Below are 24,410 nucleotides of genomic sequence, written 5' to 3'. Positions count from 1 at the left end.
CAGCCGATCCGCGCCCGGATCGCCGAAGGCGGCGACGATCACGCCGCGACACGCCGCGGGCGGGTGCAGCGCCGCGATGCCGTCGGCCGCACGGTCCAGCTGGTCCGGGGTGACGATCACCTGCGGCCCTGTGGGCGCCGTCCACGCCTGAAGGCCCGCCAGCCACGGCGCCGCGATCGCGCACATCGCCGCGGTCGTGACTGGGTTCGCGTTGGGATTGGCCAGCAGGATCATCCCGCGCCTGTGGCCCGCTTATCGATGCGCTGTCCATCCCGAAAGACCGGCCGCGATGGCGAAAACATTGCGTGCAGGAATTGTCAGCAATCTGACCGCCCGGCGTGCATCGCGCAGGTTTTTTGCGAACCGACGCCCGCGTGATGGCCGCCCGCCGCTGCGCAGCCCTGCCGAGGCGGTCCAAGGTGATCCCAATTCGGGGCAGCAACGACCCCGGCCAACAGGGAGAACGACCGTGCTTGATCTGAGAAAAGGCATCGCCGCATTGGCGCTTTCGGTGGCGGTGCTGGCCGGACCTGCGGCCATGGCCCAAGGCACACTGCGCATCGGCATGACCGCCGCCGACATCCCGCTGACCACCGGCCAGCCCGATCAGGGCGGCGAGGGGCTGCGCTTCATCGGCTATACGGTCTATGATGCGCTGATCAACTGGGATCTGACGCAGGGCGACGGGCCGTCCGGCCTGGTGCCGGGCCTGGCCACCGCATGGGAGGCCGACGAGGCCGACCGCACCCGCTGGACCTTCACGCTGCGCGAGGGGGTGACCTTCCACGACGGCAGCCCGTTCAATGCCGAGAACGTGGTCTGGAACCTGGACAAGCTGCTGGACGAAAGCGCCGAACAGTATGATCCGCGCCAATCGGCGCAGGGCAAGTCGCGCATTCCCGCCATCGCCAGCTATCGCGCCGTAGACGATCTGACGGTCGAGATCATCACGCATGAGCCGGACGCGACGCTGCCCTATCAGCTGGCCTGGGTGATGATGTCGTCCAAGGCCAACTGGGAGGCGTTGGGCAAGGACTGGGAGCAGGTCGCTGCCAAGCCGTCAGGGACGGGGCCGTGGATGATGGAATCCTTCGTCCCGCGTGAACGGGCCGAGCTGGTGCCCTTTGCCGATTACTGGGACGAGACGCGCATCCCCAAGCTGGACCGGCTGGTGCTGATCCCGTTGCCGGAATCGAATGCACGTTCGGCCGCGCTGATGTCGGGGCAGGTCGACTGGATCGAGGCGCCGGCCCCCGATACCATTCCCGCGATGCAGGGCAACGGCTTTGCCATCACCCAGAACGCGCTGCCGCATAACTGGACCTGGCACCTGAGCCGGGTCGAGGGGTCGCCCTGGAACGACATCCGCGTGCGCAAGGCCGCGAACCTGGCCATCGACCGCGAGGCGATGGGCGCGCTGCTGGGCGGGCTGATGATCCCGGCCAAGGGGTTTGTGCCGCCGGGGTCGCAATGGTTCGGAGAGCCGGATTTCGACGTCACCTATGACCTGGAGGCCGCGCAGGCCCTGATGACCGAAGCCGGGTTCGGCCCCGACAACCGGCTGAAGGTCAAGGCGCTGATCTCTCCCTCCGGGTCGGGCCAGATGCTGCCGCTGCCGATGAACGAATACATCCAGCAGTCGCTGGCCCAAGCCTGGATCGACGTCGAGTTCATGGTCGTCGAGTGGAACCAGATGATCAACCTGTGGCGCGCGGGCGCCGCCGATCCCTCGGTCGAGGGATCGCAGTCGATCAACTTCACCTATTTCATCCAGGATCCGTTCACCGGCTTCATCCGGCACCTGGATTGCGACCTGGTGGCGCCCAACGGCACCAATTGGGGGCATTACTGCGACGAGGACATGCAGGGCCTGTTCGAGGAGATCAAGACCACCTTCGACCCCGCCGAACAGGACGCGGTCCTGCGTCGCACGCATGAAAAGTTCGTCGATGATGCGCTGTTCCTGATGGTCACGCATGACGTGGCGCCCCGCGCCATGTCGCCCAAGGTACAGGGCTTCGTGCAACCGCAGAACTGGTACCTGAACTTCTCGTCCATAACGATGGCCGACTGACCCGCAACCGGCCGCGCCCGTTGCGGGTGCGGCCCAGCCAGGGACGCATGACGTGCTCAGCTATTTCCTTCGACGCCTGATCCTGGTGTTGCCGGTGGCCTTCGGGGTGTCGGTCGTCTGTTTCGCTCTGGTGCAGATCGCGCCGGGCGATCCGCTGACGGCTATCATGCCGGTCGATGCCACCGCCGAACAGCAGGCCGCGATGCGCGCGGCATACGGTTTGGACAAGCCGGTGCCGGTGCAATACCTGATCTGGGTCGGCAACCTGCTGCAGGGAGAGATGGGCCGCTCGATCGCCTCGGGCCGCCCGGTGGCCGACGAGGTCTTCGGCGCGGTCGGCAATTCGCTGCTGCTGGCGGCGGCGGCGGCGGTGATCGCCTTTCCGATCGGCATCTTCCTGGGGTTCCTGGCAGGATATTTCCGCGACACGGCGCTGGACCGGGCGGTGACGGCGCTGTCGATCACGGGCGTGTCGGTGCCGAACTATTGGCTGGGCATCGTGCTGGTCATCATCTTTTCGGTCAATCTGGGCTGGCTGCCGTCGATGGGCGCGGGGCCGGGCGGGTCGCAGGACTGGCAATGGGACTGGGCGCATCTGCGCCACCTAGTCCTGCCTGCGGTGACGCTGGCCGTGGTGCCCATCGGCATCGTCGCGCGCACCGTCCGGGCGCTGGCGGGCGACATCCTGTCGATGGATTTCGTCACCGCGCTTTACGCCAAGGGCCTCAGCCGCGGCGACGTGCTGCGCCATGTGGCCCGCAACGCCGCCGCGACCGCCCTTTCGGTGATGGGGTTGCAGCTGGGATACCTGCTGGGCGGGTCGATCCTGATCGAGACGGTCTTCAACTGGCCCGGATCGGGGTTCCTGCTGTCCAACGCGATCTTTCAGCGCGACCTGCCGCTGCTCCAGGGGACGATCCTGGTGCTGGCCATGTTCTTCGTCGGCATGAACCTGATCGTCGATGTGGCCCAGGCCGCCATCGACCCCCGCGTGAAAAGGAGCTGAGCGCATGGTTCAGGTGACCACAACCATCCCCGCCGTCCCGCCCGCGCAGCGCGGCTACTGGTCGGGCGTGCTGGCGCGGCTGCGGCGCGACCCGGTGTCGATGATCTGCGCGGCCGTGCTGGCGCTGTTGATCCTGTCGGCGGTCTTTGCGCCCTGGCTGGGCTTGGCCGACCCCTATCAGGGCAGCATGATCAACCGCCTGGCCGCCCCCGGCACGCCCGGCCACCTGCTGGGCACGGACGAACAGGGCCGCGACATGCTGTCCCGCCTGATCTATGGCGGGCGGCTGACGCTGTTCATCGGGCTGATGCCGGTGGTGTTGGCCTTCTTCATCGGCGGCACCCTTGGGATCATCGCGGGCTATGTCGGTGGCATCACCAACACGATCATCATGCGGGTCGTGGACGTGTTCTTTGCCTTTCCGTCGGTCCTGCTGGCCATCGCCATCTCGGGCGCCCTGGGCGCGGGGGTGCTGAACAGCCTGGTGTCGCTGACCATCGTGTTCATTCCGCCGGTGACCCGCGTGGCCGAGGCGGTGACCTCGGGCGTGCGGTCCCTGGACTATATCGACGCGGCGCGGGCCTCGGGGGCCAATGCGCTGACGGTGATCCGGGTGCATGTGATCGGCAACGTGCTGTCGCCGATCTTCGTCTATGCGACCTCGCTGACATCGGTCTGCATGATTCTGGCGGCGGGGCTGTCGTTTCTGGGCATCGGCGTGCGCCCGCCCGAACCGGAATGGGGGCTGATGCTGAACACGCTGCGGTCGGCCATCTATGTGAACCCGTGGCTGGCGGCGCTGCCGGGGGTGATGATCTTTGCCACCTCGCTGTGCCTCAATCTGCTCAGCGACGGTCTGAGGAGTGCGATGAATGTCCGCGACTGACAAACCCCTGCTGAGCGTGCGCGACCTGAAGAAGCATTTTCCCATCAAGGGCGGCATCCTGGGCCGCACCCAGGCCATGGTCCAGGCCGTGGACGGCGTCAGCTTCGACGTCCGCACGGGGGAAACCCTGGGCATCGTCGGCGAATCCGGCTGCGGAAAGTCCACCACGGCGAAACTGCTGATCGGCCTGGTGGACCGCGACGAGGGTGACATCGACCTGGGCGGCAAGTCGCTTGGCCGCGACATAAGCCTGCGCGCGCTGCGCCGCGACATCCAGATGGTCTTCCAGGACAGCTATGCCTCGCTGAACCCGCGCATGACCATCCTGGACAGCATCGCGTTCGGCGCGCGCGTGCAGGGCCTGGACGATCCGGCGGGCCGGGCGCGCCGCCTGATGGCGCGGGTCGGTCTGGACCCCGACCGCTTTGCGGGCCGCTATCCGCACGAACTCTCGGGCGGGCAGCGCCAGCGCATCAACATCGCCCGCGCCCTGGTCATGTCGCCCAAGGTCGTGGTGCTGGACGAGGCCGTCAGAGCGCTGGACAAATCGGTCGAGGCGCAGGTCCTGAACCTGCTGTCGGACCTGCGCGCGGAGTTCGGGCTGACCTATATCTTCATCAGCCATGACCTGAACGTGGTGCGATACATCTCGGACCGCATCCTGGTCATGTATCTGGGCGAGGTCGTGGAACTGGCCCCGGTCGACATGATCTGGGCCGAACAGGCGCATCCCTATACCCGGTCGCTGTTTTCCGCGATGCCGTCGATGGACCCGGACAACCGCACGCAGAAGCCGCCGCTGACCGGCGATCCGCCGAACCCCATCGACCCGCCGCCGGGCTGCCGGTTCCACACCCGCTGCGCCTTTGCGGCCGACATCTGCAAGACCCGCCACCCCGCCCTGGGGCCGATGGTCGCCGGGTCGCCGCATTGGGTCGCCTGTCACCTCCACGACCCGGCATCCGGCCATCCGCGCGCCGGACAGGGGGTGCCCGCATGACGCCGCTGCTGCAGATCGACAATCTGGACGTCCGTTTCAAGGGCGGGCGCACGGTCCATGCCATTAACGACCTGTCCCTCACCCTGATGCCGGGCGAAACCCTGGCCCTGCTGGGCGAGAGCGGGTCGGGCAAGAGCGTCATGCTGAAGACCCTGCTGCGCCTGCTGCCCCAGAAACGCACCGACCTGTCGGGCGATATCCGCTTTGACGGGACCGACATCATGACCCTGTCGGGGCGGGCGTTGCGGTCCTATCGCGGGGGCGACGTGTCGATGGTCTTCCAGGACCCCGGCCTGGCGCTGGACCCGGTCTATACCGTGGGCCAGCAGATCGCCGAGACGGTGATGCGCCACAAGGGCCTGTCCCGGGAGAACGCGATGGACGTGGCGCTGGACATGCTGCACCGCGTGCGCATCCCATCGCCGAAACGGCGGCTGGCCAATTATCCGCACGAGCTGTCGGGCGGCATGCGGCAGCGGGTGATGATCGCGCTGGCGCTGGCTTGCCGTCCGCGCCTGCTGCTGGCGGACGAGCCGACGACCGCGCTGGACGCGACGGTGCAGATCCAGATCCTGCTGCTGCTGCGCGAATTGCAGCGCGAATTCGGCATGGGGGTGATCTTCGTCACCCACGACATCGGCGTGGCGGTCGAAATCTCGGAACGCATCGCTGTCATGTATGCCGGCCAGATCGTCGAGGAAGGCACTACGCGCGACGTCATTCGCAACCCGCGCCACCCCTATACCCAGGGGCTGCTGGCCGCGAACCTGCATGACGTGGCGCGCGGCGCGCGGCTCGACGCGATCCCCGGTGCCCCTCCGTCGCTGGAGGTGCGGCCGGACAGCTGTTCCTTTGCGCCCCGCTGTCCGATGGCGCTGCCGGCCTGCCGACAGGCGTTGCCGCCCGTCCTGACGCCCGGCCCCCGCCGCCGCGTGGCCTGCCTGCGCGCAGGCGAAACCCTTGCCGCAGAGTAGATCATGACCGACCCCTGGCACGCCTTTCTGCCCTATCCGCCCGTCCCGGTTCCCCATGCGGACCAGGGCCCGCTGTCGGGCCTGACCCTTGCGGTCAAGGACATCTATCACGTCGCCGGATACCGCACCGGGGCGGGGTGTCCGCTGTATCTGGCGGAAAGCCCGGTTCACGCGGACACCGCCCCCTGCGTCCAGCGCCTGCTGGATGCCGGCGCGCGCTTTGTGGGCAAGGTTCACACGGACGAACTGGCGTGGTCCATGTACGGCATGAATGCCCATTTCGGCACGCCCGTGAACCCGGCCGCCCCGGACCGCATTCCCGGCGGGTCGTCGTCGGGGTCGGCGGTTGCGGTGGCGGGCGGGCTGGCCGACATCGCCATCGGGTCGGATACCGGCGGCTCGGTCCGCGCACCGGCCAGCTTTTGCGCGACATGGGGGTGGCGGCCGACACACGGCCTGATCCCGATGGCGGGCGCGATGGCGCTGGCGCCCAGCTTCGACGCCTGCGGGCTGTTCGCGCGCAACGGGATGGTGCTGGCCCGTGCCGCCGCCGCGCTGGTCGCGGATGCAGCCCCCGTGACCGCGCCGGACCTGATGGTGCCTACCGACATGCTGGCCCTGCTGGGGCCTGAGGCGCGCGCGGTCTGGCAGGCCGGGTTCGGACATCTGCCTGCACGCGGGGTAAGTGTCTATCCCGACGGGGTGGATGCGGCCTATGCGACGTTCCTGACCGCGGTCACGGCGAATGCCAAGGAAACGATCCTGCCCTTCATCCGGGCCTCGCGCATGCCGCTGGTGCGCGGCATCGACGGGCGCGCCGACGCGGCCGACGCGCTGACCCCCGACCAGATCGCCCAGGGTCGCGGCGCGCGCGAGGCGTTCGCGCGGCACATGGACGCCCTGCTTGGCGCGAATGGCGTCCTGCTGGCCCCGGTCGTGCATGACGCGCCGTTCCGCCTGGACGCGCCCCAAGCGGTGTTCGACGGCTTTCGTCACGATGCGCAGCGGTTGCTGTGCGTGGCTGGCATGGCGCGGCTGCCGCAGGTCGTGTTTCCCGCCGGAACCGTCGAAGGTGCGCCGTTCGGCCTGTCGCTGATAGGGCCGCGCGGGTCCGACCTGTCGCTGATCGCGCTGGCCTGCCAACTGTCCCGCCAACCGCAGGAGGCCGCATGACCTGTCCCATAGAGACGCGCCTGGCCGACCTGGGCCACGCGCTGCCGCCATCCGCCCCGTCGCGGGCGCTGTTTCTGCCCGGCAAGGTCAGCGGCAACCTGCTGTTCCTGTCGGGCCAGATCTGCGAATGGGAGGGGGTGCCGCAGTATTTCGGCCCCATCGGTCCCGGCTTTGATATGGCGGACGGGCAGGCGGCGGCGCGGATGTGCGCGCTGAACCTGCTGTTCTCGATCCGCGCGGTGGCTGGCTCGTTGTCACGGGTGTCGCAGGTGATCCGGCTGGGCGGGTTCGTCGCCGCGCCGCCGGGCTATGGCGATGGACCGGCGGTCGTGAACGGTGCGTCGCAGCTGTTCATCGACCTGTGGGGCGATGCGGGACGCCATGCCCGCACCGCGGTCAACGTGGCGTCCTTGCCCGCCAACGCGCTGGTCGAGATCGAGGCGATCGTCGAGCTTACCCCGCCGTGACCTGATCCGCGATCCAGGTGCGAAACCGGGCAAAGGCCGGGTCACCCTGACGGCGGTCGGGCCATGCCAGCCAATAGGCGCCCTCGCCGGGAACGCCTGCGCGCAGGATCGGCTCTAGGCGGCCCTCGTCGATCTCTGGCTGGGCGAGATAGCTGGGCAGCAGCGCCACGCCAAGCCCCGCGATCGCCGCCTGGATCATCATCGAGAACTGGTCCATCACCATGCCCGACACAGCCGGCGGCGTGCCGCCCTGGGCCGCGAACCACGCGGACCAGCCCGAAGGCCGCGTCTCCAGCTGCAGCAGGGGCAGGCCCGCCATGTCCGAGGGATGCGCCACCGGATGATGCGCCAGCATCTGCGGCGAGGCGCAGGCCGTCAGGCGTTCGTCGAACAGCCGCAGGTGATGCGCGTCGGGCCAGTCGGGCTGGCCGAAGAAGATCACCGCGTCAAAGGCTTCGCTGGCAAAGCTGAAACGCTGGATCTTGGTCGAAAGGTTGATCGAGATGCCGGGATTGTCCGACAGGAACTGTCCGATCCGCGGCGCCAGCCAGCGCGTGGCAAAGGTCGGCAGCACCGACAGCGACAGCACGCCCCCGCCCGGATTGGCGATCAGCCCCATGCTGGCCCGCTGGATCACGTCCAGCCCCTGGGTGACGGACGCGGCATAGGTCACGGCTTCGGGGGTGGGGGTCAGGCGCTTGCGGTCGCGGGTGAACAGGGGCTTGCCCAGCTGCCGTTCCAGTGACGCGACCAGCCGGCTGACGGTGCTTTGCGTCAGGTGCAGCTCGTCCGCGGCGGCGGTGACGGACCCGTGGCGCATCACCGCCTCGAAGGCGATAAGTTGGGACAGGCTGGGCAGGAACCGACGTTGGCGCATGAGATCATTCATAGAATGCATGAACGCATGAGGAAATAGCGTTTTTCATGCGACGCGTGCCGGGTTACCCTGTGTCCAACAGTCATCACATGCAGGACCCATCGCCATGCTGGACAAGACAACCGTCGATCACAAGGGTACGGCCTTTGCCTGGGAGGACCCCTTCCTGCTGGACGACCAGTTGGAGGAGGATGAGCGCATGATCCGCGATACCGCCGCCTCCTTTGCCGCCGACAAGCTGGCCCCGCGCGTCACCGACGCCTATCTGTCCGAGCAGACCGACCCCGAGATCTTTCGCGAGATGGGTGCCAGCGGCCTTCTGGGCGTGACCATCCCCGAGGAATATGGCGGGGTCGGCGCGGGCTATGTGGCCTACGGCCTGGTCGCGCGCGAGGTCGAGCGGATCGACAGTGGTTACCGGTCGATGATGTCGGTGCAGTCGAGCCTGGTGATGTTCCCGATCCATGCCTATGGGTCGGAGGAGCAGCGGATGAAGTACCTGCCGAAGCTAGCATCGGGCGAATGGATCGGCTGCTTTGGCCTAACCGAACCGGATGCAGGCTCCGACCCCGCCGGCATGAAGACCCGCGCGACCAAGACCGAGGGCGGCTATGTGCTGAACGGGGCCAAGATGTGGATCTCGAACAGCCCGATCGCGGATGTCTTCGTGGTCTGGGCCAAGTCCGAGGCGCATGGCGGCAAGATCCGCGGCTTTGTCCTGGAGAAGGGCATGAAGGGCCTCAGCGCGCCCAAGATCGGCGGCAAGCTGAGCTTGCGCGCCTCCATCACCGGCGAGATCGTCATGGAGAACGTGGAGGTGTCCGAGGACGCGCTGCTGCCCAATGTCAGCGGCATGTCCGGTCCCTTCGGGTGTCTGAACCGCGCGCGTTACGGCATCAGCTGGGGCGTGATGGGGGCGGCCGAGGATTGCTGGTTCCGCGCGCATCGCTATGGCATGGACCGCAAGCAGTTCAACCGGCCCCTGGCCGCGACGCAGCTGTTCCAGAAGAAGCTGGCCGACATGCAGACCGAGATCGCCCTGGGCCTGCAGGCGTCCTTGCGCGTCGGTCGCCTGATGGATCAGGGCCGCTTCGCGCCCGAGATGATCTCGATCATCAAGCGTAACAACTGTGGCAAGGCGCTGGATATCGCGCGGATGTCGCGGGACATGCATGGCGGCAACGGCATCCAGGCCGAATATCACGTCATGCGCCACGCGCAGAACCTGGAGACGGTGAACACCTATGAGGGCACGCATGACGTCCACGCCCTGATCCTGGGCCGCGCGCAGACGGGGCTGCAGGCCTTTGCCTGAAGGCCCGCTCTCCGGCCTGCGCGTCGTCGAACTGGCGCGCATCCTGGCCGGTCCCTGGATCGGCCAGACCTTGGCCGATCTGGGCGCCGAGGTCATCAAGGTCGAGGCCCCCGAAGGCGACGACACCCGCCGTTGGGGCCCGCCCTTCATCGACCGTCCCCGCGCCGACGGCACGGTGGAGACGGTCGCCGCCTATTTCCACGCCACGAACCGCGGCAAGACCAGCGTCACCTGCGACTTCAACGATGCGGGCGATGTGGAGCGTCTGCGTGCGCTGATCGACGGCGCCGATGTGGTGATCGAGAATTTCAAGGCGGGTGGCCTGGCGCGGTTCGGGCTGGATTACGCGACGCTTTCGGCGCGCAATCCGGGACTGGTCTATGCTTCGGTCACCGGCTTCGGGCAGACCGGGCCGCGCGCCAGCCAGCCGGGATATGACTTCATGATCCAGGGCATGGGCGGCATCATGGAGCTGACTGGCGATCCTGCAGGTGATCCGCAGAAGGTCGGCGTGGCCTGGATCGATATCTTCACCGGCCTCTATGGTGTCATCGGCATCCAGGCGGCGCTGGCGGAGCGGGCGCGGTCGGGGCGGGGGCAGCAGGTCGATCTGGCGCTGTTCGACTGCGCGGTGGGAGTGCTGGCCAATCAGGCGGCGAACCATCTGCTGGGCGGGGTCGAACCCGCGCGGTTGGGCAATGCCCATCCGAACATCGTGCCCTATCAGGTCTTTCCGGCGCGGGACGGCCATCTGATCGTCGCCTGCGGGAACGACCGTCAGTTCCGGTCGCTGTGCCTGGCGCTGGACCTGCCTGCGCTGGCGGATGATCCGACGCTGGCCACCAATGCGCAGCGGGTGGCGGGGCGCGAGGTGCTGTGCGCGACCCTGGCGCGGGCGATGACATCGCGCGACCGCGCCGACCTGATCGCGGCGCTGACCGCGGCCGGAGTGCCTGCAGGTCCGATCAACCGTGTGTCCGAGGCGCTGTCCGACCCGCAGGCGCAGGCGCGGGGCATGGTCGTGTCGCCCGAGGGCATCGCGGGGTTGCGCACGCCCATCACCCTGTCTCGCAGCCCGACGGTAGCAGAAGGTGCCGCCCCGGCCCTGGGCGAGGGTTCGTTTAGCTGGCGGCGGTGACCAGCGGCTGCGGCGCATGCAGCGGCAGGATCGCCCGCGCCGCCTGATCGCCAAAGGCGCAATCGAAGACGATGTCGCTGCCCATGCCGAAGACGCGCGTGTCCGGGCGAAGCGCATCTTTCAGCTTGTCCACCGGGGACAGGCTGGTCAGCCCCTGCGGCCCTGATCCGATGATCAGCGGTGCAATCGACACCTGCAGCCGGTCCAGCAGGCCAGCCTCCAGGAAACCGGTGATGGTGATGCCGCCACCCTCAATCAGCAGCGATCCAAGGCCCATGTTCCGCAAGCCTTCAAGCACCTGCGCCGGGTCCAGGCGTCCATCCGGGGCGGGCAGGCGCAAGACCTCGATCCCCGGGGCGCGGGGGCGGTTTACGCCGGTGACGATGATCCGCCGCGCACCATCCGCCATCAGCACCAGCGCATCGTCGGGCAGCCGCCCGCGCGGGTCGATGACGATGCGCGCAGGGTTGTGGCCGCTGCACAGGCGTACGGTCAGGCGCGGCTGATCGTGCAGCGCGGTCTTGACCCCGATCACCACCCCTTCGACCAGCGCGCGCAGGCGGTGCAGATGGGCTAGGCCTTCGGGGCCGGACACATCACGCGCATCGCCGGTGGCCGTCGCGACCCGCCCGTCCAGCGACTGTCCGATCTGCGCGATCGTGACCGGACCAAGATCGCGTCGCGCGACCGGCGCATAGAGGTCAAGCGCCGCGCGTTCGCCGGCGCTGAACCGACCGCAGCAGGCGCAGGCCTGGCCGGTGCGGACCGACAGAAGCCGGTCCCAGACCCGAGGGGTGACGTCGACGGCATGCATGGGCGGTCCTCCTCTGGGTGTCAGGCCGTGCCGGGGGGCAGGACCAGCATGTCATGATGCCCGATCAGGCAACGGCTGTCGCCTGCCATGGCGATCCGGCTGCGGCCCCAATCGGTGGCGACGGACAGGCCGGTCTCGGATGCGGCCTCGGCGATGCCCTGGACCAGGGCGCGGTGCAGCGGGGCCTGATCGGGGCCGATCCGCCACGGGCTTTGGCCGGTGTGGACGTCGAAGCCCGCGTCACGGAAGATCTGCGTGGCGGTCACGGCCGCATCGGGCCCAAGCGCGGGGCCAAGCCCCTTGTCGCCGCGCTGATGGTCGTTGAACGCCCGCGTGACGTCCGCATCGCGCGGCAGCGCCGGATCCCACGTCATGATGCCGTCATAGGACAGCGCCGCATAGAACGGCACGCCGGCATCGGCCAGTCGCGTGGCCAGCGCGGCGATCCAGTCAGCGGGCATCAGGTCCAGCAGAGCCGATGCCGTGACCAGCGTCACGCCATCCAGCGGCAGCCCCTTCAGGTCGCGCAGGTCCAGCTGGTGGACGGTGGCGCGGCCCGGCGCCTCGGTCGCCGCGCGCTCCAGCAGGGCTGAATCGTTGTCGACCAGGTGCCAGCGGGCATTGTCGGGCAGATGCGGGCCAAGCGTGCGCAGGGTCGATCCGGTACCGCAGCCCAGGTCCAGCACGACCGGGTCCGGCCCGGCCAGAACCGCCGCCTGCGCCATCAGGGTCGCGTCGCGGGCGGCCATGTCGGCGGGTTCGCGCAGGCCCAGCCATTCCGCCGAGAACCCCATGCTCAGATATCCCCTTCGTACCAGGCGCGGGCCATGTGGCTTTCGTGCAGCAGGACGCGCAGCTTCTTGACGCGGCCGCCATCCTTCAGCCCGCCGGCCCGCACGGTGCCGGCCATCTGATCGAAGATATGCTTGCACAGAAATTCGGTCGTAGTCATTTTCCCTTCGAATTCAGGAATGTCGTCCAGGTTCTTGTAGCGCAGCGGAGCCAGCGTCTCGGCCAGGGCTTCGGTTGCAAGGCCGATGTCGACGACCAGGCTTTCATCATCCATCTCGGCGGCGAAGAAGGCGCAGTCTACGGTGAATGTCGCGCCATGCACCCCTTGTGCCGGACCGAAGGTCGGCGAGGGGAAGGAATGGGCGATCATGATGTGGTCTCGGACTTCGACGGCGAACATGGTGTCTCCAAGGTCAGTAGATGATGCGGTGGCACAGCGTGGCGGGGTCCGCCAGAATGCCGGGATAGGCGTCGGGCAGGTCGGCAAACGCCGTCTGCCCCGAGATCAGGGCGTCCAGCCGCGCATCGCGAAGCAGGTCCAGCGCCTTGGTCAGGCGGCGGCGATAGGTCCAGCGCGGCGCACGGTCGGGCAGGATCCCGCCCACCTGCGTGCTGACGATGCGCAGGCGTCGGCTGTGGAACGCGCCGCCCAAGGGCAGGGCCACCTGTTCGGCGCCGTGCCAGCTGGCTTCGGCGATGGTGGCCTGCGGCCCGGCCAAGGACAGCGCCAGCACCAGCCCGGCTTGCGATGCGCTGGTATGGATCACCACGTCCTGATCACCGGGGGCATCATCGGGGGTTGTAAAGGCGCAGCGCAGGTCGCGCGCGATGGCGGCTCGATCGGGCAGGGGGTCGATCACCGTAACCTCGGCCCCCGGCAGTCGCGCGGCCAGAGAGGCCGTCAGCAATCCCACCAGCCCACCACCGACCACGGCGATGCGGTCACCCGCGCCCGCGCCGCTGTCCCACAGGATGTTTAGCGCGGTCTCCATGTTCGCGGCCATGATCGCGCGTTCAGGCGGCAGTGCGTCGGGCAGCGGGATCAGCGCATCCTCCGGCAGGCGAAATTCGGTCTGGTGGGGGAACAGCGAAAAGACCATGCGACCGGCAAGCGCCCCGTCGGTTGCCTGACCGACATTGGCATAGCCGTACTTGACCGGAAACGGAAAGTCGCCTTCCTGGAACGGCGCGCGCATGCGGTCATGTTCGCTGGACGGCACCTTTCCCGACAGGACCAACCGTTCCGTGCCCCGGCTGATGCCGGAAAACAGGCTGCGGACATGGATGCCGTCGCCGACCTGCGCGGGACGCAACTGCGCCTCGCCCGGTGCGGTGCACCAGAGTGCGCGGGCCGTCATGCCAGCAGATGTCCCGACTTGCGCGCCTTGGTGTCCAGATAGCGGGTGTTCTCGGGGCCGCGGCCAACCTTGAGCGCGACTCGATCTACGACCTCGATGCCCTCGCTGTCCAGGCGGGCGATCTTGGCGGGGTTGTTGGTCATCAGGCGCACGCGGCCGATCCCCATCTGGCGCAGCAACGCGGCGCCGGTGCGGAAATCGCGTTCGTCATCCTCGAACCCAAGGCGGTGATTGGCCTCGACCGTATCCAGTCCCTGATCCTGCAGGCTGTAGGCGCGCATCTTGTTGGCAAGGCCGATGCCACGGCCTTCCTGGTTCAGATATAGCAGGACGCCGGTCCCGTTCGCTTCCATAGCGCTCAGGGCGGCTTGCAGTTGCGGGCCGCAATCGCATTTCAGGCTGCCCAGCACGTCGCCGGTGAAGCAGGCGGAATGAAGGCGCACCAACACCGGCTGGCTGCGATCGGGTGTGCCGACCTCGACCGCGTAATGCTCGGGGCCGCCGTCGGGCGCGCGGAACACGTGCAGCCGTCCGTTTCGTGCCGCCAGCATGGGCACGCGGGCATCCGACACGGGGCGGGGATCGCGGGGCAGCAGGATCTGGTTCAGGACGTCATCGGCGGCCAGGATGCCCAGATCGTTGCGCAGGGCGGTCTCGACGACATCGGGGCCGGTCACGACCAGAACGGCGGGCAGCAGTTCGGCCGCCTTGACCAGACGGATGGCGGCGCGGTGCAGCGGGGCTGGGGCGTGCTGCGGTGCCTGGGGCACGGCGGCCGATGCGGGCATCTGGCGCGACGGATCGGCCAGCGCCTGGATCCAGTCCAGACGCGCGCCGGCGGGAACCGGGATCAGGGCGACCTCACCCTCGTGGGGACGATGGCGCAGGGCGTCCGCGCGACGGGCCGTCAGCACCAGTTCGCCCCCGGAACCAAGGGCCGCGAACCGTTCCGGCGACAGCGTCTCGACCGGCAGGATCAGTGCAGCGGCAGGCTCGCCCAGCAGCACGACGGGCAGGCCAAGCCTGAGGTCGGAGACCATGCGCGCAACCCGTTCGGCCGTGCGCAGCGCCAGCGGATCACCGGTCGCGGTGACCGAAAGCGCAGCGGGGGTGGTCGGGGGAAATACGTGCATTGGTCAACCTTCGTCCCTGCAAATTGAGGTGTCACGCAAGTCGCAACGTCTTGAAACACGTAGCAGTTCCGCAAAGGTTGCGGCGTTGTGGCAGAATGTCGCAAAGTTTCGCGCGGCATTTCGGCACGCCCCGGTTTTCTGGACGCGGGCCGCCGATGGCCCTAGGCTGCGACCGTTCAAACCTGAGGATACCCGATGCAACTGCGTGCCTATCTGGGGCTGATCCGGTCGCTTGCCATCTATTATAATCCGCTGCGGCGCAGGCAGCTGCGGGCGTTCTACGGCGGGCTGCTGCAACCGGGCGACCTGGCCTTCGACATCGGCGCGCATGTGGGCAGCCGGGCGCGCGCCATGCGGGCCGCCGGGGCGAGGGTCGTGGCCTGCGAACCGCAGGAGCCGTTCGCGGGCTTTCTGCGCCGCAGCCTGCCGCGCGACATCGTGCTGGTGCAGCAGGCCGTGGGCCCGACGGAGACGGTGGCCCGCATGGCGGTGTCGTCGCTGCATCCGACGGTGTCGTCGCTGAGCACCAGCTTTGCGGCCGAGGCGGCCGCTGCCCCCGGCTTCGAGCATGTCCGGTGGGACCGCAGCCAGGAGGTGCGGATGACCACCATGGACGCGCTGATCGCGGCGCATGGCCTGCCCGATTTCGTCAAGATCGACGTCGAGGGGTTCGAACTGGACGTGCTGTCCGGGCTGGGCCAGCCGCTGCCGATGCTGTCGGTCGAATACCTGCCGGCGTTCCGCGACCGGACGCTGGCGGTGATCGACCGGCTGCAGGATCTGGGCCCCTACCGCTTCAATCCGGTGACTGGCGAGGCGGGCGGGTTCCTGTGGGACGACTGGCGCGACGCGGATGCCGTGCGCGCTTGGCTGAAGGGCCTCGACCCGCAGGGCGGGTCGGGCGATCTTTACGCGCGGCTGGCCTAGCGGTCCGCACGCAGCGCCGCGGCCAGTCGGTCGAAGATCGGCACCGGGGCGGTGATGACGGTCCCCGTCTCCTCGGGGCGTTCGTTGGGGGTCCAGCCTTCGACCCGCATCCCGGCCTCGCGGACCAGGACCAGACCGGCACTGATGTCCCAGGGACGCAGGCGGCGTTCCCAGAACCCGTCCAGCCGCCCGGCAGCCACATAGGCCAGATCCAGCGCCGCGGCACCCATCCGGCGCACCCCCGCCGTGCCCGGCAGCACCCGCGCCAGGTCGGCCGCGTGATCGTCGATGTAAGGCATGTTGCCGAACGGCAGGCCCGTCCCGAACAGCGCCGCGTCAAAGCCCGGCGGCGCGGCAGGGTCCAGGCGGCGCCCGTTCAGCTGCAGCCCCGACCCTGTCATGGCGCTGAACGTTTCCGCCTTCAGCGGGTCGTGGACCACGCCCAGCACCAGCTGCCCGTCCTGTTCCAGCGCGATGGACACCGCCCAATGCGCGATCCCGCGCAGAAAGTTCGTCGTGCCGTCCAGGGGGTCCACGATCCAACGGCGCCGGCCGGGACGGGCGTCGGTCTCCTCGCCCAGCCAACCGTCGTCGGGGTTGGCGCCCAGCAGGCGGTCGCGCAGCAGCGCCTCGGACTGGTGGTCGGCCTGCGACACGAAGTCGCCCTGACGCTTGGCGTCGATGGTCAGCAGGTCGCGGTCGTTCCAGTGCGCCTGCAGCAGCGCTCCGGCTGCATGGGCGGCGTCGATCGCCAGGGTCAGGTCATCGGTGGTACCCATCGGAGATCCTTTCAGGGGGCGGGCCGCATGCCCCCTGCGGAGGCAACGGGGGCGTATCAGGCCCCCTACACGGGATTATCAGTTGCACGATGCGCACCAAGGGGCAATCTGCGCGCAGCACCGCCCGGCGACAAGGGCGGCAGGAGGCCGACCGACCCCAGGCCCGTCACGGGAGAATACAGACCATGCGCTTCGTCAAGGCAACCATCGGCGCCATCGTGATCATCGCCGCGGCCGCCGGGGGCATGACGCTGTCGGACCGTCTGGTGAGCGAACCCGAACAGGCCCGCCGCCCGTCCGACGGCGCCGGAGAGGCGGTGCCGGTCGAGACCGTGGCCGTCCAGACCGCGCGGTTCGTCGACAGCGTCCGCGCCGTCGGCACCGCACGTGCCCGCAGCGCGGTCGAGCTGATGCCCGAGGCGAGCGGCCGCATCACCCGCATCGCCTTTCGCCCCGGCGCACAGGTCGAACGCGGCGATGTCCTGCTGGAACTGGACGACCGCGCCGAACAGGCCGATCTGGCAGCCGCCGAGGCGACCCTGGCCGAGGCCGACGCCGCCTTTGCCCGCCAGGAACAGCTGAACGCAAGCGGATCGTCGTCGGACGCCGCCTTTCAGACCGCCCGCGCGGCCCAGCTGCGCGCCCAGGCCGAACGCGACCGCGCCCAGGTCCTGCTGGAGGATCGCCTGCTGCGCGCGCCGTTTTCCGGCGTCATCGGCCTGACCGACCTGGTCGAGGGGCAGATGCTGGACAGCGGCACCCCCATCGCCACGCTGGACGACCTGGAGGTGATCGAGGTGGATTTCGGCGTGCCCGAGACGCTGTTGCCGCGCCTGGCGGTCGGGCAGGGGGTCCAGCTGCGGTCCTCGGCCTGGCCCGACCGGGTCTTCGACGCGACGATCAGCCTGATCGACACGCGGGTCGATGCCGCCACGCGGTCGATCGCGCTGCGCGCGCAGATGCCGAACCCCGACCGCGCCCTGACCGGCGGGATGTTCCTGCAGGTCGAGCTGGTCCTGGATCAGCGCGAACGCCCCGCGGTCCCCGAATCCGCGCTGAGCGTCGAGGGCGATGTCCAGCGTGTCCTGATCGTGCAGGGGAACGAGGCGGCCTGGGCCGACATCCAGGTGGGCCAGCAATCCGACGGCCTGGTCGAGGTCCTGGCGGGCCTGGACCTGGGCACCCAGATCATCGTGTCGAACCTGCACCGCGTCGACGCCGGCACCGTCGTCACCGCCACGCCGCGCCCCGACCGGACCGCCGCCGCCGAACCCCTGGTCGGAGCCGACGGATGAGCGTCCCTGATTTCGCCCTGCGCCGCCCGGTCTTCGCAACCGTCATCAACCTGCTGATCGTGCTGATCGGGGCGGTGGCCATCACCCGCCTGCCGGTCCGCGAGCTGCCCTCGGTCGAGGCGGCCGAGGTCAGCGTCCGCGTGAACTATACCGGCGCCGCGCCCGATGTGGTCGACAACCAGCTGGCCACGGTGATCGAGGGCGCGCTGGCCGGGGTCAGCGGCGTGACCGCCATGCGCACCAGCTCTGACCGGGGACGGATGCGCAGCGTGCTGACATTCGATCCGGGACGCGACATCGACAGCGCCGCCAACGACGTGCGCGCCGCCGTCGAACGGGTGCTGAACGACCTGCCCGACGGGGCGGACACGCCCCGCGTGGAAAAGAACGACGACGAGGGCGACCCGGTGATCCGGCTGGCCCTGTCCAGCCCCTCGATGACGCCGCTGGAACTGTCCGATTACGCCAGCCGCTTCATCACCGATCGCCTGGCGCGCCTGCCCGGCGTGGCCAATGCGCAGATCTTTGGCGAGCGCGCGCCGTCGATGCGCATCTGGCTGGATCAGTCGCGCATGGCCGCCTATGGCATCACCACCAGCGACATCATCGGCGCGCTGCAGGCCAACAACGTCGAACTGCCCGCGGGCCAGATCGAGACGAACGCCCGACAGCTGCAGGTGCTGGCGCAGACGCGCTTTACCTCGGCCGACGTGTTCCGCCAAGTCGTGCTGCGCGACGAGGGCGGGCGCCCTTTGCGCCTTGGCGACGTCGCGCGGATCGAGGAGGGGGCCGAGGACACCACGACCATCTATCGCGCCAACGGCACCGTGGCCCTGGGCTTGGGCGTCCAGCCGCAGGCGCAGTCGAACACCGTCGCCATCTCGACCGCCGTCCGGGCGGAACTGGACCGCATCCGCGACACCCTGCCCGACGGCATGGCGCTGACCATCACCACGGACGAGGCGGTGTTCATCGAAAGCTCGATCGAACAGGTCCTCAAGGTGTTCCTGGAGGCGGTGGCCCTAGTCACGGCGGTGATCTTCCTGTTCCTGGGGTCGCTGCGGCTGTCGCTGGTGCCCATCGTGACCATCCCGGTATCGGCCTTGGGCGCCGCATTGGGGATGCTGGCCCTGGGGTTCACGATCAACATCCTGACGCTGTTTGCGTTGATCCTGGCGATCGGCCTGGTCGTCGACGACGCCATCGTCGTGCTTGAGAACATTCAGCGCCACCGCGCCATGGGCAAGTCGCGGGCCGAGGCCGCGCGGCAGGGCGCGGGGCAGGTCAGCTTTGCCGTCATCGCCACCACCGCCGTGCTGATTGCTGTCTTTGTCCCGGTCAGTTTCATGGACGGGGAACTGGGCCAGCTGTTCGCGGAATTCGGCATCGTGCTGGCCATTGCGGTCGCCGTGTCGGGCCTTGTCGCGCTGACCCTGTCACCGGTGCTGGCCGCGCGGGTGATGCCGCGCGAAGATCGTCCGAACCTGCTGACCCGCACAATGAACCGGGCCATCGTCTGGCTGGAACGCGGCTATGACCGCATCCTGCGGGTGCTGATCGCGCGGCCCGTGGTCATTCTGGCGGGCACGGCCTTCCTAGTCGCCGGGGCGGTGTCCGTCTATCAGGCGCTGCCGCGCCAGCTGACCCCGGACGAGGATCGCGGCAGCTTCCGCATCATTCTGAACGCGCCCCAGGGGTCGAACCTGGAATATACCGACGCGGCGACCCGGAAGGTCGAGGCGATGATCCAGCCGATGCGCGATCAGGGCATCGTGGAAAACGTCACCGCCATCGTCGGGCTTGGCGCGAATGCGCGCCGGGCGCTGCTGTTCGTTAACCTGTCGCCGTGGGACGGCCGCGATGTCAGCGTGGAGGAGGTCATGGCCGACCTGCGCCCGCAACTGTCCGCGATGACCGAGGTGTCGACCTCGATCCGCCCGTCTGGTGGCCTGGGCCTTGGCGGCGGCAGCGGAAGCATCAGCTGGTCCATCGGCGGGCCGGACCTGGACCGCGCCGCCGCGTGGGCCGAGGACGTGGCCGCCCGACTGGCCGATGCGCCGGGCCTGTCCGGGATCGAGGTCGATTACGCGGCCAACCAGCCGGGCGCGTCGCTGGACATCGACCGCACCCGCGCCCAGGACCTTGGCCTGGACAGCGAAACCGTGGCCCAGACCCTGCAGGTGCTGTTCGCGTCCCGCACCGTCGGTGAATACACCAGCGACGGCCGCCAGTACCCGGTCATCCTGCAGGCGGCCCCCGAAGACCGCGACAGCGTTCAGGACATGCTGTCCGTGCTGATCCGCAACACGCGCGGCGACCTGATCCCGCTGTCGGCCTTTGCCGACGTCACGACCGGGGCCACGGTCCCGTCGATCGCGCGGAACGACCGCCTGATCTCGGTCAACACCGAGGCCGATCTGGTCGAGGGGACCGACCTGGCCCGCGCCATCACCCTTGTCGAACAGGCCGCGGCCGAGCTGCCGGCGGGCGCTCTGCTGGTCTGGCGCGGTCAGGCGGCGGATTACCAGGAGAACCAGGGCGGCGTCGCGACGGTCTTCGGAATGGCGCTGCTGATCGTGTTCCTGGTGCTGGCGGCGCAGTTCGAGAGCTTTCGCACGCCGCTGACGATCATGCTGACGGTGCCCCTGGGCCTTGCGGGGGCGGTGGCGACGCTTCTGCTGACGGGGGCGTCGGTGAACATCTTTTCACAGGTGGGGATGATCCTGCTGATCGGGATCATGGCCAAGAACGGCATCCTGATCGTCGAGTTTGCCAACCAGCTGCGCGAGGAGGGCCGCGATTTGGTCACCGCCGCGCGCGAGGGGGCGGTGACGCGCCTGCGGCCCGTGCTGATGACGACCATCGCCACGATCCTGGGAGCCGTGCCCCTGGCGACCGCGACGGGGGCGGGGGCGGAAAGCCGCCGCGCCATCGGTGCGGTCATCGTGGGCGGGCTGTCGCTGGCCTTCGTGCTGACGCTGCTGCTGACGCCGGTGATCTATGTGCTGATCGAACGGATCGGGCGCCGGGACGTGCCCGCAACCGATCCTCAGCCCGCGGAATAGCGGTCAGTCCCGCCCCGCGATCATCTCCAGGATGACGCCAAGCGACGTGCCCATATGCGCCCGCATCAGGTCGGCCGCGCGATCCGCGTCGCGCGCCGTGATCGCCCTCAGGATCGCGCGATGTTCCGCCCGCGAGGTTTCGATGCGCGCCGCGCGGACCTGGAACTGCGCGTTGCGCCACGGCAGGCTGCGCCGGTTCAGGTCGGCCAGCAGGTCGGCCAGCACGGCGTTTCCCGCGCCTTGGCGCAAGGCCTCGTGAAAGCGCATGTTGGCCTGGGCGTAATCCGCGCCGGGCAGGTCGTCGCGGTCCAGGATGCCCGCCAGCAGCGCATGGTCGGTCGGGGTCATCCGCAGCGCGGACAGGCTGGCGCACAGCGCCTCCAGTTCCGCCAGGGCCTCGAACAGGTGGCGCAGGGCGTCGCTGCCCATGCGGCGCACCAGGAACGCCCGGCGGGGGCCGCGTTCCACCAGCCCTTCGGCGGCCAGCCGCTGCAACGCCTCGCGCACCGGGGTCCGGGACAGGCCGAACCGCGCGGCAAGGGTCGTCTCTCCCAACGGATCGCCGGGACGCAGCGTGCCCGCGATGATCTGCGCGGAAAGCGCACCGTGGATCTGATCGGCCGAACGGATGGGAGGCATCGGGAATTCCGTCAATTGTATTCCTGTGCCTGCAACATGTATACATACCGCAGCCGCTTGACCATGTGATTCCTCGCCGGAGAGCCTGTTCCATGACCGCATTCGATTTCCTGTCGGGCCGCAGGCCGTCCACCCTTGCCGGTCGTGCGATGGTCGCCACCTCGCACCCGCTGGCCAGCGCGGCGGGCCTGGCCATCCTGGCCGAGGGAGGGAACGCGGTCGACGCCGCCATCGCCGCCAGCGCGGTGCAGGCGGTAGTCGACCCGTTGATGACCGGGATCGGCGGCGACTGCTTTGCGCTTTATGCACCGGCAAACGGGCCGGTGCGCGCACTGAACGGGTCGGGCCGCGCCCCCGCCGCGGCGACGGTCGAGGCGCTGCAGGCCGCGGGTCTGACCGACACCATTCCCCAGACCAGCGCGCATGCGGTGACCGTGCCCGGCGCAATCTCCGCGTGGTGCCGCCTGCATGCCGATCTGGGCCGCCTGCCGCTGTCGCGCCTGTTCCGCGACGCGATCGGCTATGGCCGCGACGGGTTTCCCGTCACCCCCCGCGTCGCCCAGGACTGGGCCGAAGGGCAGGCCACCGTCGCAGGCGATCCGCATGCGGCGGCGCATTTCCTGCCTGTCCCGGATGCCGGCGCCCGCTTTGCCCAACCCCTGCTGGCCGACCGCTTGGAGGAGATCGCGGCCCATGGTCCGGCCGCCTTCTATCAGGGCGACACCGCGGCACGCATGGTCGCGCATCTGCGATCCTTGGGCGGGCTGCACACCCAGCAGGATTTCGCGGATGCCACCGACGGCGCCGAATGGGTCGACCCGATCAGCGCCCGCTATCGCGGGTTCGACGTCCATGAATGCCCGCCGAACGGGCAGGGGCTGGCCGCGCTGTTGATCCTGAAGATCATCGAGGGGTTCGACATGGCCGCGCTGTCCGTGGCCGACCGCATCCATGTCCAGGCCGAGGCGACGAAGCTTGCCTATCATCACCGCGACGAACTGCTGGGTGATCCCGATCATTGCGCTGGCCTGACCGAGGCGCTGATGTCGGAGGCCGCCATCACGGCCCTGCGCGCCCGCATCGACTTGGCCCGCGCCCAGGCCCCGGCCCTGTGGGACGAGCCCGAGCACAAGGACACCATCTATCTGTGCGTCGTGGACGCCGCGGGGAATGCGGTGTCCTTCATCAATTCGATCTTCCACGGCTTCGGGTCCGGGCGGCTGGACCCCGCGACCGGCGTGCTGTTCCAGAGCCGCGGTGCGTCGTTCCGTCTGATCCCCGGCCATCCGAACGCGATCGGCCCGCGCAAGCGCCCGATGCACACGATCATTCCCGGCGTGCTGACCCAAGGCGACCGCACGGTCATGCCCTTTGGCGTGATGGGCGGACAGTACCAGGCGGCGGGCCACGCGGCCTTCCTGTCGGCGGTGATCGACCGCGGCCTGTCGCTGCAGGCGGCCATGGACGAGCCGCGGACCTTTGCCACCGACGGCGTGCTGCAGGTGGAGCCGACCCTGCCGCAGGACATCTGCGACGACCTGGCCGCGCGCGGCCATGTCATCAAGCGCCTGACCGGCCCGATGGGCGGGGCGCAGGCGATCCGCATCGGCGACGGCCTGCTGGAAGGCGGGTCGGACAGCCGCAAGGACGGCATGGCCATCGGCCTGTAAGGAGACGGACATGGGCTTTCTGAAACGCATCGGAATCGACAGCTATATGCTGATGCTGCTGGGCACCGTCATGGTGGGCCTGGTGCTGCCGGCGCGGGGCGTGGCGGCCGACGCCCTGGGTCAGGTGACCTATTGGGCGGTGGCGCTGCTGTTCGTCCTCTACGGGGCCAAGCTGGACCCCGCTTCGGTCAAGGCGGGGATGCTGAACTGGCGCCTGCAGGGACTGACATTCGCCGCGACCTATCTGATGATCCCGGTGCTGGGCATGGCATTCGCGCTGATCTTCGGCGATCTGCTGGGACCGCAGGTCACGCTGGGGCTGGTGTTCCTGGCGGTGCTGCCCTCGACGATCCAAAGCTCGATCGCCTTCGTGTCGATGGCGGGGGGCAACGTCCCCGCGGCGATCTGCGCGGCGTCGCTGTCGAACCTGGTCGGCGTGGCGCTGACCCCGGCGCTGGTCGCGGCGCTGTTGAAGACCGGAGAGGGCGGCGTCAGCCTGGACGCCGTGCTGCGCATCGGCACGCAGATCCTGCTGCCCTTCGTCCTGGGCCAGGTCCTGCGCCCGTGGGTGGGGGCGTTCGTGCGCAACCGCAAGACGCTGACCCTGGTCGTGGACCGGGGCGCGATCCTGCTGATCGTCTATTCGGCCTTCAGTGCGGGCACGGTGTCGGGCCTGTGGGCGTCGATCCCGCCGACCGCCCTGATCGCGCTGATCGCGGTCATGCTGGTGCTGCTCGCCTGCGTCTTCGGAATGATGGCCGGGGCGGGCCGCGCATTCGGCCTGCCGCTGGAGGACAGGATCGTGCTGTTCTTCTGCGGGTCCACCAAGAGCCTTGCGACGGGCCTGCCCATCGCCACCGCGCTGTTCCCGGCCGAGACGGTCGGGGCCACCGTCCTGCCCGTCCTGGTCTATCACATGGCGCAGCTGCTGATCTGCGCGATGATCGCGCAGAACCGGGCGCGGCGGAACGCCACGGCCCTGGTGGCGTAAGGGCGAAAAGACATGGGAACCGGGTTGCCCGGCCCAC

General features: G+C 68.9%; 22 protein-coding genes and 1 pseudogene. 14 read left to right on the top strand and 9 right to left on the bottom strand.

The genetic code is table 11. From position 1 onward, the window contains the following. Window positions 1-234, bottom strand: a pseudogene (locus FHD68_RS03890) (aspartate/glutamate racemase family protein); the annotation flags it as partial. Between the two features lie 235 nt (window positions 235-469). Here FHD68_RS03890 and FHD68_RS03885 point away from each other — a divergent pair. From FHD68_RS03885 to FHD68_RS03855, 7 genes are read left to right on the top strand one after another with little or no spacing between them, the layout of a single operon-like run. Then, window positions 470-2,074 carry an ABC transporter substrate-binding protein gene (locus FHD68_RS03885; protein ID WP_341872748.1) on the top strand — a complete coding sequence of 535 codons (1,605 nt, stop codon included), beginning with the start codon at window positions 470-472 and terminating at the stop codon, window positions 2,072-2,074. A gap of 52 nt (window positions 2,075-2,126) precedes the next feature. Next, window positions 2,127-3,080: an ABC transporter permease gene (locus tag FHD68_RS03880; protein WP_139085292.1), complete on the top strand. Its 954-nt coding sequence runs from the start codon at window positions 2,127-2,129 to the stop codon at window positions 3,078-3,080. A 4-nt stretch (window positions 3,081-3,084) separates the two neighbouring features. Next, window positions 3,085-3,966: an ABC transporter permease gene (locus FHD68_RS03875; RefSeq protein ID WP_139085290.1), complete on the top strand. Its 882-nt coding sequence runs from the start codon at window positions 3,085-3,087 to the stop codon at window positions 3,964-3,966. Next, a complete protein-coding gene (locus tag FHD68_RS03870; RefSeq protein WP_139085288.1) occupies window positions 3,953-4,966 on the top strand; it encodes an ABC transporter ATP-binding protein in 1,014 nt (337 codons plus the stop codon). Before FHD68_RS03875 ends, FHD68_RS03870 begins: the two co-directional genes overlap by 14 nt. Continuing rightward, the gene (locus FHD68_RS03865) at window positions 4,963-5,940 is read left to right on the top strand and encodes an ABC transporter ATP-binding protein (protein WP_127898822.1); all 978 of its coding nucleotides are present in this window, start codon (window positions 4,963-4,965) and stop codon (window positions 5,938-5,940) included. Before FHD68_RS03870 ends, FHD68_RS03865 begins: the two co-directional genes overlap by 4 nt. A 3-nt stretch (window positions 5,941-5,943) precedes the next feature. Next, window positions 5,944-7,113, top strand: coding sequence for an amidase (locus FHD68_RS03860; protein ID WP_139085286.1), 1,170 nt, complete (start codon window positions 5,944-5,946; stop codon window positions 7,111-7,113). Then, window positions 7,110-7,580 carry a RidA family protein gene (locus FHD68_RS03855; protein WP_127898820.1) on the top strand — a complete coding sequence of 157 codons (471 nt, stop codon included), beginning with the start codon at window positions 7,110-7,112 and terminating at the stop codon, window positions 7,578-7,580. Before FHD68_RS03860 ends, FHD68_RS03855 begins: the two co-directional genes overlap by 4 nt. Here the strand turns inward: FHD68_RS03855 and FHD68_RS03850 are convergent. Continuing rightward, complete coding sequence (locus FHD68_RS03850; protein ID WP_425277541.1) at window positions 7,567-8,478, bottom strand: LysR substrate-binding domain-containing protein; 912 nt, start codon at window positions 8,476-8,478, stop codon at window positions 7,567-7,569. The genes FHD68_RS03855 and FHD68_RS03850 overlap by 14 nt on opposite strands. An 85-nt stretch (window positions 8,479-8,563) precedes the next feature. Between FHD68_RS03850 and FHD68_RS03845 the strand changes: the two genes are divergently transcribed. Both FHD68_RS03845 and FHD68_RS03840 read left to right on the top strand, forming a co-directional pair. Beyond that, window positions 8,564-9,772 carry an acyl-CoA dehydrogenase gene (locus FHD68_RS03845; RefSeq protein ID WP_127898818.1) on the top strand — a complete coding sequence of 403 codons (1,209 nt, stop codon included), beginning with the start codon at window positions 8,564-8,566 and terminating at the stop codon, window positions 9,770-9,772. Then, window positions 9,765-10,910: a CaiB/BaiF CoA transferase family protein gene (locus FHD68_RS03840; protein WP_127898817.1), complete on the top strand. Its 1,146-nt coding sequence runs from the start codon at window positions 9,765-9,767 to the stop codon at window positions 10,908-10,910. Before FHD68_RS03845 ends, FHD68_RS03840 begins: the two co-directional genes overlap by 8 nt. Here the strand turns inward: FHD68_RS03840 and FHD68_RS03835 are convergent. Genes FHD68_RS03835 through ribA form a run of 5 tightly spaced genes read right to left on the bottom strand, consistent with a single transcriptional unit; the run spans window position 10,894 to window position 15,007 of the window. Next, a complete protein-coding gene (locus FHD68_RS03835; protein ID WP_127898816.1) occupies window positions 10,894-11,724 on the bottom strand; it encodes a RibD family protein in 831 nt (276 codons plus the stop codon). The genes FHD68_RS03840 and FHD68_RS03835 overlap by 17 nt on opposite strands. Window positions 11,725-11,744: 20 nt before the next feature. Further along, complete coding sequence (locus FHD68_RS03830) at window positions 11,745-12,518, bottom strand: class I SAM-dependent methyltransferase (RefSeq protein ID WP_127898815.1); 774 nt, start codon at window positions 12,516-12,518, stop codon at window positions 11,745-11,747. Window positions 12,519-12,520: 2 nt separating this feature from the next. Further along, entirely contained in the window at window positions 12,521-12,916 is a 396-nt protein-coding gene (locus FHD68_RS03825; RefSeq protein ID WP_127898814.1) for a 6-pyruvoyl trahydropterin synthase family protein, read from the bottom strand. A 13-nt stretch (window positions 12,917-12,929) separates the two neighbouring features. Further along, a complete protein-coding gene (locus FHD68_RS03820) occupies window positions 12,930-13,874 on the bottom strand; it encodes a zinc-dependent alcohol dehydrogenase (RefSeq protein ID WP_127898813.1) in 945 nt (314 codons plus the stop codon). Then, entirely contained in the window at window positions 13,871-15,007 is a 1,137-nt protein-coding gene (ribA, locus tag FHD68_RS03815; RefSeq protein ID WP_127898812.1) for a GTP cyclohydrolase II, read from the bottom strand. Before ribA ends, FHD68_RS03820 begins: the two co-directional genes overlap by 4 nt. A 195-nt stretch (window positions 15,008-15,202) precedes the next feature. On the opposite strand from ribA, the gene FHD68_RS03810 reads away from it, so the two are divergent. Continuing rightward, window positions 15,203-15,934: an FkbM family methyltransferase gene (locus FHD68_RS03810; RefSeq protein WP_164871443.1), complete on the top strand. Its 732-nt coding sequence runs from the start codon at window positions 15,203-15,205 to the stop codon at window positions 15,932-15,934. Here the strand turns inward: FHD68_RS03810 and FHD68_RS03805 are convergent. Beyond that, window positions 15,931-16,713 carry an inositol monophosphatase family protein gene (locus tag FHD68_RS03805; RefSeq protein ID WP_127898811.1) on the bottom strand — a complete coding sequence of 261 codons (783 nt, stop codon included), beginning with the start codon at window positions 16,711-16,713 and terminating at the stop codon, window positions 15,931-15,933. The genes FHD68_RS03810 and FHD68_RS03805 overlap by 4 nt on opposite strands. A 185-nt stretch (window positions 16,714-16,898) precedes the next feature. On the opposite strand from FHD68_RS03805, the gene FHD68_RS03800 reads away from it, so the two are divergent. Together FHD68_RS03800 and FHD68_RS03795 are read left to right on the top strand one after the other, a co-directional pair. After that, on the top strand, window positions 16,899-18,008 hold the full coding sequence (locus tag FHD68_RS03800; RefSeq protein ID WP_164871442.1) for an efflux RND transporter periplasmic adaptor subunit: 1,110 nt from the start codon (window positions 16,899-16,901) through the stop codon (window positions 18,006-18,008). Further along, window positions 18,005-21,073 (top strand): efflux RND transporter permease subunit, encoded by a 3,069-nt coding sequence (locus FHD68_RS03795; RefSeq protein WP_127898809.1) that lies wholly within the window; start codon window positions 18,005-18,007, stop codon window positions 21,071-21,073. The genes FHD68_RS03800 and FHD68_RS03795 overlap by 4 nt, the downstream gene beginning before the upstream one ends. Before the next feature lie 3 nt (window positions 21,074-21,076). Here FHD68_RS03795 and FHD68_RS03790 read toward each other — a convergent pair whose 3' ends face one another. Continuing rightward, window positions 21,077-21,712, bottom strand: coding sequence for a GntR family transcriptional regulator (locus FHD68_RS03790; RefSeq protein ID WP_127898808.1), 636 nt, complete (start codon window positions 21,710-21,712; stop codon window positions 21,077-21,079). A gap of 92 nt (window positions 21,713-21,804) precedes the next feature. On the opposite strand from FHD68_RS03790, the gene FHD68_RS03785 reads away from it, so the two are divergent. Both FHD68_RS03785 and FHD68_RS03780 read left to right on the top strand, forming a co-directional pair. Further along, entirely contained in the window at window positions 21,805-23,382 is a 1,578-nt protein-coding gene (locus FHD68_RS03785; RefSeq protein WP_240542431.1) for a gamma-glutamyltransferase family protein, read from the top strand. A gap of 10 nt (window positions 23,383-23,392) precedes the next feature. Further along, a complete protein-coding gene (locus FHD68_RS03780; RefSeq protein WP_127898807.1) occupies window positions 23,393-24,373 on the top strand; it encodes a bile acid:sodium symporter family protein in 981 nt (326 codons plus the stop codon). Window positions 24,374-24,410 lie beyond the last annotated feature (37 nt).

The organism is Paracoccus marcusii (assembly GCF_006151785.1).
Taxonomy (GTDB): domain Bacteria; phylum Pseudomonadota; class Alphaproteobacteria; order Rhodobacterales; family Rhodobacteraceae; genus Paracoccus; species Paracoccus marcusii.
The sequence above is the reverse complement of the archived record's forward strand: the minus strand, read 5'-3'. Positions and strand labels throughout refer to the sequence as shown.

Coding starts and splice junctions, on each gene's coding strand:
- FHD68_RS03875 (WP_139085290.1), top strand. CDS start 3,085: ATGGTTCAGGTGACCACAACCATCCCCGCCGTCCCGCCCGCGCAGCGC.
- FHD68_RS03870 (WP_139085288.1), top strand. CDS start 3,953: ATGTCCGCGACTGACAAACCCCTGCTGAGCGTGCGCGACCTGAAGAAG.
- FHD68_RS03865 (WP_127898822.1), top strand. CDS start 4,963: ATGACGCCGCTGCTGCAGATCGACAATCTGGACGTCCGTTTCAAGGGC.
- FHD68_RS03860 (WP_139085286.1), top strand. CDS start 5,944: ATGACCGACCCCTGGCACGCCTTTCTGCCCTATCCGCCCGTCCCGGTT.
- FHD68_RS03855 (WP_127898820.1), top strand. CDS start 7,110: ATGACCTGTCCCATAGAGACGCGCCTGGCCGACCTGGGCCACGCGCTG.
- FHD68_RS03850 (WP_425277541.1), bottom strand. CDS start 8,478: ATGCATTCTATGAATGATCTCATGCGCCAACGTCGGTTCCTGCCCAGC.
- FHD68_RS03845 (WP_127898818.1), top strand. CDS start 8,564: ATGCTGGACAAGACAACCGTCGATCACAAGGGTACGGCCTTTGCCTGG.
- FHD68_RS03835 (WP_127898816.1), bottom strand. CDS start 11,724: ATGCATGCCGTCGACGTCACCCCTCGGGTCTGGGACCGGCTTCTGTCG.
- FHD68_RS03830 (WP_127898815.1), bottom strand. CDS start 12,518: ATGGGGTTCTCGGCGGAATGGCTGGGCCTGCGCGAACCCGCCGACATG.
- FHD68_RS03825 (WP_127898814.1), bottom strand. CDS start 12,916: ATGTTCGCCGTCGAAGTCCGAGACCACATCATGATCGCCCATTCCTTC.
- FHD68_RS03820 (WP_127898813.1), bottom strand. CDS start 13,874: ATGACGGCCCGCGCACTCTGGTGCACCGCACCGGGCGAGGCGCAGTTG.
- ribA (WP_127898812.1), bottom strand. CDS start 15,007: ATGCACGTATTTCCCCCGACCACCCCCGCTGCGCTTTCGGTCACCGCG.
- FHD68_RS03810 (WP_164871443.1), top strand. CDS start 15,203: ATGCAACTGCGTGCCTATCTGGGGCTGATCCGGTCGCTTGCCATCTAT.
- FHD68_RS03805 (WP_127898811.1), bottom strand. CDS start 16,713: ATGGGTACCACCGATGACCTGACCCTGGCGATCGACGCCGCCCATGCA.
- FHD68_RS03800 (WP_164871442.1), top strand. CDS start 16,899: ATGCGCTTCGTCAAGGCAACCATCGGCGCCATCGTGATCATCGCCGCG.
- FHD68_RS03795 (WP_127898809.1), top strand. CDS start 18,005: ATGAGCGTCCCTGATTTCGCCCTGCGCCGCCCGGTCTTCGCAACCGTC.
- FHD68_RS03790 (WP_127898808.1), bottom strand. CDS start 21,712: ATGCCTCCCATCCGTTCGGCCGATCAGATCCACGGTGCGCTTTCCGCG.
- FHD68_RS03785 (WP_240542431.1), top strand. CDS start 21,805: ATGACCGCATTCGATTTCCTGTCGGGCCGCAGGCCGTCCACCCTTGCC.
- FHD68_RS03780 (WP_127898807.1), top strand. CDS start 23,393: ATGGGCTTTCTGAAACGCATCGGAATCGACAGCTATATGCTGATGCTG.